The organism is Acinetobacter sp. (genome assembly GCF_036659555.1).
GTDB lineage: Bacteria > Pseudomonadota > Gammaproteobacteria > Pseudomonadales > Moraxellaceae > Acinetobacter.
Genome location: NZ_JAVXCI010000118.1, coordinates 1 through 7,796, shown reverse-complemented (window position 1 = coordinate 7,796; position 7,796 = coordinate 1). Strand labels below are relative to the sequence as shown.

At 53.8% G+C, this 7,796-nt stretch carries 7 protein-coding genes; 5 read left to right on the top strand and 2 right to left on the bottom strand.

Going from position 1 to position 7,796, the window contains the following annotated elements:
- Position 1: 1 nt before the first annotated feature.
- The 5 genes from asd to truA all read left to right on the top strand — a co-directional run bounded on the left by asd (position 2) and on the right by truA (position 6,072).
- Positions 2-1,063: an aspartate-semialdehyde dehydrogenase gene (gene asd, locus RSA72_RS13180; protein ID WP_332622866.1), complete on the top strand. Its 1,062-nt coding sequence runs from the start codon at positions 2-4 to the stop codon at positions 1,061-1,063.
- 149 nt (positions 1,064-1,212) lie between these two features.
- Positions 1,213-2,661: a type IV pilus assembly protein FimV gene (locus tag RSA72_RS13175; RefSeq protein WP_332622867.1), complete on the top strand. Its 1,449-nt coding sequence runs from the start codon at positions 1,213-1,215 to the stop codon at positions 2,659-2,661.
- Between the two features lie 70 nt (positions 2,662-2,731).
- Entirely contained in the window at positions 2,732-4,243 is a 1,512-nt protein-coding gene (locus tag RSA72_RS13170) for a fimbrial protein FimV (RefSeq protein ID WP_332622868.1), read from the top strand.
- A 46-nt stretch (positions 4,244-4,289) separates the two neighbouring features.
- Positions 4,290-5,255: an asparaginase domain-containing protein gene (locus RSA72_RS13165; RefSeq protein WP_332622870.1), complete on the top strand. Its 966-nt coding sequence runs from the start codon at positions 4,290-4,292 to the stop codon at positions 5,253-5,255.
- Between the two features lie 19 nt (positions 5,256-5,274).
- The gene (gene truA, locus RSA72_RS13160) at positions 5,275-6,072 is read left to right on the top strand and encodes a tRNA pseudouridine(38-40) synthase TruA (protein WP_332622872.1); all 798 of its coding nucleotides are present in this window, start codon (positions 5,275-5,277) and stop codon (positions 6,070-6,072) included.
- A 16-nt stretch (positions 6,073-6,088) separates the two neighbouring features.
- On the opposite strand, the gene RSA72_RS13155 is transcribed toward truA, so the two are convergent.
- Entirely contained in the window at positions 6,089-6,454 is a 366-nt protein-coding gene (locus tag RSA72_RS13155; RefSeq protein WP_332622874.1) for a hypothetical protein, read from the bottom strand.
- A 66-nt stretch (positions 6,455-6,520) separates the two neighbouring features.
- On the bottom strand, positions 6,521-7,528 hold the full coding sequence (locus tag RSA72_RS13150; RefSeq protein WP_332622875.1) for an AraC family transcriptional regulator: 1,008 nt from the start codon (positions 7,526-7,528) through the stop codon (positions 6,521-6,523).
- Between the last annotated feature and the right edge of the window lie 268 nt (positions 7,529-7,796).

Below are 7,796 nucleotides of genomic sequence, written 5' to 3'. Positions count from 1 at the left end.
TATGGTTGAAGAGAATGATTTTGCTCATTTTGAGCCATTCTATTTTTCTACCAGCAACGCGGGCGGTGAAGCGCCTGCGTTTGGCGGCAAGACCGCCCCAGCACTTATGGATGCATCAGACATCAGCAGTCTGAAGCAGATGGATGTCATTATTACCTGCCAAGGCGGCGACTACACCTCTGCAGTGTTCCCGCAGCTGAAGGCCGAAGGCTGGAACGGCTACTGGATTGACGCAGCTTCAACGCTGCGCATGGATGATGAAGCCATCATCGTGCTTGATCCGGTCAACATGCATGTCATTAAAGACGGCTTAGTCAAAGGCACCAAAACTTTTGTCGGCGGCAACTGCACGGTTTCCCTGATGCTGATGGGCTTAGGCGGCTTATTCCAGAACAATTTGGTGGAATGGGCAACCTCAATGACTTATCAGGCGGCTTCCGGCGCGGGCGCGCAGAACATGCGCGAACTGATCAGCGGCATGGGCTACCTGTACAACAATACCAAAGAACTGCTGGATGACCCTAAATCTGCAATTTTAGACATCGACTCCAGAATCGCTGAATTGCAGCGCGGCGAAGGCTTCCCTGCTGCCAACTTTGGCGTGCCTTTAGCCGGCTCACTGATTCCGTACATTGACAAGCAGCTGGAAAGCGGCCAGTCAAAAGAGGAATGGAAAGGCCAGGTTGAAACCAACAAGATTCTGGGCAACCAGCAGATTGTTCCGATTGACGGCCACTGCGTGCGCATCGGCGCAATGCGCTGCCATTCTCAGGCGCTGACGCTGAAACTAAAAAAAGATGTGCCGCTGCACGAAATTGAAGACATGATCCGCGCTTCAAATCCGTGGGCAAAAGTGGTGCCGAATACCCGCGAAGCATCAATGACTGACCTGACGCCGGTCGCGGTCACCGGCACACTGTCTGTGCCGGTCGGGCGCCTGCGCAAACTGAACATGGGCAAGGAATATCTGGGCGCATTCACTGTCGGCGACCAGCTGCTGTGGGGCGCGGCCGAGCCTCTGCGCCGCATGCTGCGCATCCTCATTGACTATAAAAATGCCTAAAGCCATATAAATGGCCTCAAGTTTAAAAAAGCCGGTCTTCATTGATCGGCTTTTTTATGTAGTATTCCTGTTTATATTTTACTATTCTTAAGCATGACGTTAATCTATCATTTCCGCTATGCGGCATCGCCTGAGCTATAAAGATTAAGATGAATGTATATAAAAAATTAAAGATCGCCATTTTAGCCATTCTGGCTTCGCAGAACATTCATGCGATTACGCTTGACCCGATTCAAATTCAGTCAGCGCCCGGAGAACTGCTGTATGCGGAAATCAATTTCCGCAATTCAGACCCGAATTCAGCCCTGCAGGCAGGCCTCGCCTCTGCAGAAGACTTAATGGCTATCGGAACCGGCCACCAGCCCCCCGGCCATTTGAATTTCTTTACCCGCAGAGATGGCTCCGGCAATGGGGTGATTACCATTACGTCATCCCGCCCAGTCACCGATGCCGAACTCAACATTATTGTCAAAATTACCGAAGGCAGCGCTGCCCGCCTGCAGCAGGTGAAAATACCGCTGAAGCGCAGCCCTGCAGCCGGCATAGTCAATACCGCGCGCAATGAACGCCCGCTGGCGCCCGTGCGGATTGTCAATGAAAAAGACATTGCGCTGAACCTGCCGGTCAGCACGCTGTTCACCGCAGTCCAGCCTGCCGGCGCAGCCAAATCAGGCAACCTGCCGCTGCCGCTCAGCCAGGCGGCACCGCCGGGCTTGATCAAAAGCAGCCCCGCTGCGCCGGCCCTTACAGACTTAAAGCGGCAGCCGCTCGCGGTCTCCGTTCCAGCGCAGCCTCCGGCAAAAGCGCCAGCTGCCGTTCAAGCAAAAGCCGCTGCGCCTCAGCCTGAAACGGTTAAGGCCCAGCCTGTTCCGCCGCGCGCCAAAGCAGCGCCGGCGCCGCATGCTGCGCCAAACGGCATTTCCAGCGATCCGCTGGCCAAAAAATTTGCAGCGGAAATGGCGGCTCAAAAAGCGCAAGCGCCTGCCCCTAAAGCGCAGCCGGCAGCGGTCAAACCGCCGGCGCAAAGTCAAGCGCCAAGCAGCCAAACGGCCGCAGCGCAGCAGTATATGGTGCAGTCCAATGAAACGCTTTGGGGCATTGCTTCACGCATGGCGGCCCAGCAAAATCGCCCGGTCAGTGAAGTCATGAAACAGATCAAGGCCAGCAATCAGCACGCCTTCATTCAAGGCGACGCCAACCGCCTGCGCAGCGGCGTTTCGCTGAATTTAGGCCCCGCAGCGGCGCCTAAAGAGCCTGTGCGCGTGCCGGCTGCAGAACTGGCGAAAGTGCCGTCTGCGCAGTCAGGGAAAACCAAATACCGCCTGAATCAGGCGGAAATGAGCCTGGTGGCGGAGAAAGCGCAAGATTCAGCCCGCACTTCTGCAAATGAGGCCACAGAAAAAAATCAAACTTCGAACGGGTTATCATTAAAAGTTATGACATCTCGCGAAAAAACCGTTAAATTACAGAGAAACGTAACCCAATTAGAGTTGGCGCTAAATCAAAAGGATCATAGAATTCAATTACTAAATGCCCGGCTTGCACAGCTGCAGCAGCAGCTGAAAGCGCGGCAGGCAGAGAAAAAGCCAATCAACTGACACGTTACACATGACGATTTAAAAAGGATGAGCGGATCCTAGCAACGCTCTATCCTCAAGGGGTAATAACATGCTGATTTATGTGATTCCATTTGTGATACTGCTGATTGTTCTGGTGGTGCTGAAAAAGCGCCAGGACGCGCAGGGATCAGATAAAACAACCGCTGCAACACCGAAAGCCAAGGCAAAAAAAGCGGGCTCATCGGCTAGAGTTGCCCCGAATAAAACCCAGCCTGTTCAAGATGCAACAGCTGAGAAAAAACAGACCACGCCTTTATCTGATGATGTGCGCAGCAAAATTGAGTCATTGACGCAAGAGCGCAATTTCTTTTCAGCGGAAGCGCAAATCAATCAGGCGCTGAAAAAAGACAATACGCAGCATGAGCTTTATCTTTACCTTTTAGAGATTCATATTCTGCAGAAAGATGAATTCGCCATCAGCCAGCTGCTGAACCATTTGCGCTCACTGGAACTGGACAGCATTCTGGAACAGGCCGAAGCGAAAAAGGCCAGCTTTGACAAATCGCAGAATGCCGCGGATGAAGCAATCGCCTTTACCCGCACATCTTTCAGCCCTGAACCGGTTCAGGAAGCCCCTAAAGCGCAGAATAATGCCGATTTTGATGCATTGATGACAGGCGCTCCTGCTGCTGAAACCAAAGCCAGCCTGGCCTTTGATCAGCTGCATCTGGACCCGGCGCCGCAGGCTGCTCAGCCGGCTGCCAAGGCAGCGGAAGAAATCAAGCCGCTGGACTTCAATTTGTCTTTTGAAGCTGCGCCAAAGCCTGAAGCGCCTGCGCCAGAAGCCGTTCAGCCGCTGGATTTCGGCTCATTTTCTCTAGAAAAGGCCCAGCCTGAAATTAAGGCGGAAACGCCTGTCCTGGCACCAGCAGCAGAGATCAAGCCTTTAGATTTCTCGCTGGATTTAGCGCCTGAAGCGAAAGCCGAAGCGGCGGCGCCGGCAGAAATCAAGCCTTTGGATTTCTCGCTGAATTTAGCGCCGGAAGCAAAAGCTGAAGCGCCTGCACCAGCGGCAGAAATCAAGCCTTTAGACTTCTCGCTGAATTTAGCGCCGGAAGCAAAGGCTGAAGCGCCTGCACCAGCGGCAGAGATCAAGCCTTTAGACTTCTCGCTGGATTTAGCGCCGGAAGCGAAAGCCGAAGCGGCAGCGCCGGCTCAGGAAGAAATTAAGCCGCTGGATTTTTCTTTCGCAGTCGATGCGCCTGAACCGGCGGAAGCGCCGCAGGCCGCTGCGCCGCTGAACTTTGAGCTGGCTTCTTTAGAAGCTCCAGCAGCGGAGCCAGCTGCTGAAGCGCCGGCTGCTCCTGCTGGCGTCAGCTTTGACCTCGGCAGCGCCGGCACGCCTGCCATTCCGGCTGCGGACAAGAGCGACCCGCTGCTTCAGTCTTTCCCGGAACTGGCTGAAGTCAATGAAGCTGCTTTGAATTTGGAACTTGCGCAGCAGTACATTGAATTGGGCTCATTTGACGCTGCCCGTGACTTGCTGGCGGAGAAAGAAGCTGAATACTCACCGGAACAGCGCCAGCAGGCAGATCTGCTGCTGAATCAAATCGCTTCTTAAGCAAATTCGATTTAAACTGAAGCAGTCATCCTTGACTGCTTTTTTTATGATGAAAAGAATAGCCTTGATTTATATGGGCGGCACCTTTGGCTGCATCGGCGAGCCTCTAAGCCCTATGCCCGCTGAACAGTTCCTCCCCAAGCTGAAGCACCTGCTGCCTGTGCATTTTGAAATTGAATGCTTTACCGCGCCGGCCATCCGCGACAGCAGCGCCTGCACCGCCAGCGACTGGCTGCTGCTGCTGCAACAGATTCAGCAGCTTCAGCTGCAGCAGTACCGGCATTTTGTCATTATTCACGGCACGGACACGCTCAGCTATGCCGGCGCTGTGCTCGCCCGCTTTATGGCGCAGACTGCGCATGTTGTGCTGACCGGCAGCCAGTATCCGCTGCTGAATGTGCAGGGCGCGGACAGCCGTGAATTTACCGATGCCATTGATAATCTGAATTTTGCATTGGAATCGGCAGCCTCTGCGCCGGCCGGCGTCTATCTGGCTTTTCACCAGAAGCTGATTCACGCCTCATCAGCGCTTAAAATGCATACCACGGCGCTGGATGCTTTTGCCGGAACCCCTGCAGCCGAGCCGCTGGCGCATGATCCGCATCCGCTGATTGTGCATGAACAGCACATCGAAAAGGCGTGCGGCTTCAACTGCATCAGCCTGATGCTGCAGCCGGCCGCGCCCGCCCTGCTGCTGGCGAACCTGCAGGCGATTGCAGAACAGCCGCCGCACGCCCTCATTATTCAAGGCTTCGGCACAGGCAATCTGGCGGTCAATGCAGCCGTTATTGAACTGCTGCAGGCGCTGCAGCAGCGCGGATGCGCCGTCATCATCACCACGCAAGTGCCTTTCGGCGGCGTTGACCAGCGCTATGCCGTCAGCCAATGGATTCAGGATGCGAAAATTCTGGTCAGCCATTGCCACAGCCATGCAGATCTTTATGCAAAAGCCCTGAAAATGCATTTACAATACGACGCTGCGGGCCAATGGCAGATGCATTGGCAAGACTGAAATCCAAACTGAGGTGAATATGCAGCGTTTTGCAATCGGTATAGAGTTCTGTGGCGTCAGCTACAAAGGCTGGCAGACGCAGCAGCCTGGCGTGCCAAGCGTGCAGGAAACCCTAGAAAAAGTCCTGAGCAAAATTGCCAATGAGCCGGTTATTGTGCATGGCGCCGGCCGCACCGATGCCGGCGTGCATGCCACCAATATGGTCGCGCATTTTGACACCAGCGCCATCCGCCCAATCCGCGGCTGGCTGATGGGCGCCAACAGCACCCTGCCGAAGGATATATCCGTCCAGTGGATTAAGGAAATGGATGCAGGCTTTCATGCCCGCTTTAAGGCGCAGGCCCGGCGCTACCGCTATGTGGTTTACAATAATCCGCAGCGCCCGGCCCTGCTGCACAAGCAGGTTACGCACGCCTACTATCCGCTGGATGCGGACAAGATGATTGAAGCGGCCAAGAAATTTGAAGGCACGCATAATTTTGAAAGCTTCCGCGCAGCCGCCTGCCAGTCTAATCAGCCCATCCGCCACGTCAGCCACTGCCGCCTGATCCGCCACGGCTGCTACCTAGTGCTGGATATTCAGGCGGACGGCTTCCTGCACCATATGGTGCGCAATATCATGGGCTGCCTGCTGGAAATCGGCCAAGGCATGCATGAAATTGACCATATTGACGAAATTTTCGCGGCCGAAGACCGCAAAGCGGCCGGCGTCACCGCCCCGCCGGATGGCCTGTATTTCATTCAGGCGCATTATCCAGAGCATTTTGATTTGCCGAAAGTCCCGCTGGGGCCGCACTGGCTGAACATGCCGGAGTGATTTTTGATTTTAACGGCTAAGCCCAGGCAAAACGCGCTGACGTTGGAGTGAAGTGAATCGAAGCTTCACTCCATTCTTTTCCCTTTAAGATGGTTTCAATACACTGAATCGGATAAAGGCAGTCAGCAGGTTCAAATTGCTCATCTTCTGATTCTGCTTCAAGTTTGACCAAATAGCTTATCTGAACAGTTCTCCGGCCTTGTTCATCCGCTGCCAGCCCGTGTGAACAGAGCATTTTCGCTTCAAAAAAATCATCTGCCAGTCCCTCCAGCATGCAGCCGACTGCCCAGGTTATAAGCTGATCGTCCGAATATTCTTCCTGCTGGGGTTCATGCTCCTGCTGCCCCAAAAGCCGCTTTAATGTATTGAAAAATGTTTTCATGCCGTTCCAATTATCCTATTTTTCCATTCACTATTGATCTCAGCGGCATTTATATGGGGCAATACTTCACCTTTGCTTGCGCTTTCTGTACTCCACCGGCGTTTCATTGGTCCAGCGCTTAAAGGCGCGGTAAAAGGTGCTGGGCTCTGAAAAGCCAGTCAGATATACAATCCGCTCGACGCTTTCAGCGGTATTGGCCAGCAGCTTTTTCGCCAGGCGGCAGCGGTAGTCAGACAGGATCTGCTGAAAGCTGGTATTGGCCTCAGACAGCTGGGTGCGCAGGCGGCGCGGGGTAATATTCAGCTGCGCCGCCACCGTTTCCAAGGTGGTTTCACCGCTTTCCAGCGTAGAGCCGATGGCGCGGCGCACCTCTCCGACTAAATCATAGCGCGCCAGCTCCTGCAGCTTTTCAAGCGCCAGCTGCTCATGCAGCTGCAGCAGCTCAGGCTCCGCCTGCCACAGCGGATGATCCAAAATGGCCGGATCAAAATACAGGCGGGTTTCCCTCTGGCCTAAGCTGACCGGGCATTCATAGACCCGGAAATATTCATCATCCGGCGCGCCCTGGCTAAAGTTGAAATCGATGTAAATCGGCTGAAAGCGCCCTTCGGTAATGAATTTAAAGAAGCGCAGCACGCCGGACATCGCGCACTCGGAAAAATGCCGGTTGACCAGATTTTCCGCCCACGGCTGCACGCCGTTGGTCAGATAGCAGCGGCCATCTTCCAGGATCAGCTTGGCATGAAAGGCATCGCTGATCAGGCGCTGATAGGCCAATGCCCGCTTCAGCCCTTCACCGAAGTTTTCGGATGAAACAAACAGGTGCTCAATCACCTGCCCGCGGTATAAAGGCAAATGCTCGCCTAAATGCAGGCCGATGTCTGAGTTCTTGCTGACTTCTTCAGCCGCCACCCAAAAGGCATACTGCGCATTCAATGGCGTACGCTCATTGGTTTCGACTTGCCCCAAGGCCACGCCAGCTTTCGTTAAAATTTCTTCCGTTGGCAAACCGGCGCGACGAATCGCCTGATAGCCCAACCGCAATACTACGGATGCATCGGTTAGCTGACCCACTTCAGAACCTTCCTTGTATGTACTTAATTATACCCAAAAAGATTAAAATTAGATTAACTGTGATTGGCCGAACTGACAACAGGCCGCGCCGCTTTTTTACAGAAAAAATTAACCTGCGTGTTCGCTTATTTTACTGGCAGATGGTTATTCTGACGGCCATTCCATCTTGTTTTTAGCAAAAAAATTGACTATAATTTGCGCCTTTCCAATTTAATCATTCAGGTAGGCTATGGCCAATAAAGAGGAACTCATCGAGTTCGAAGGCGTT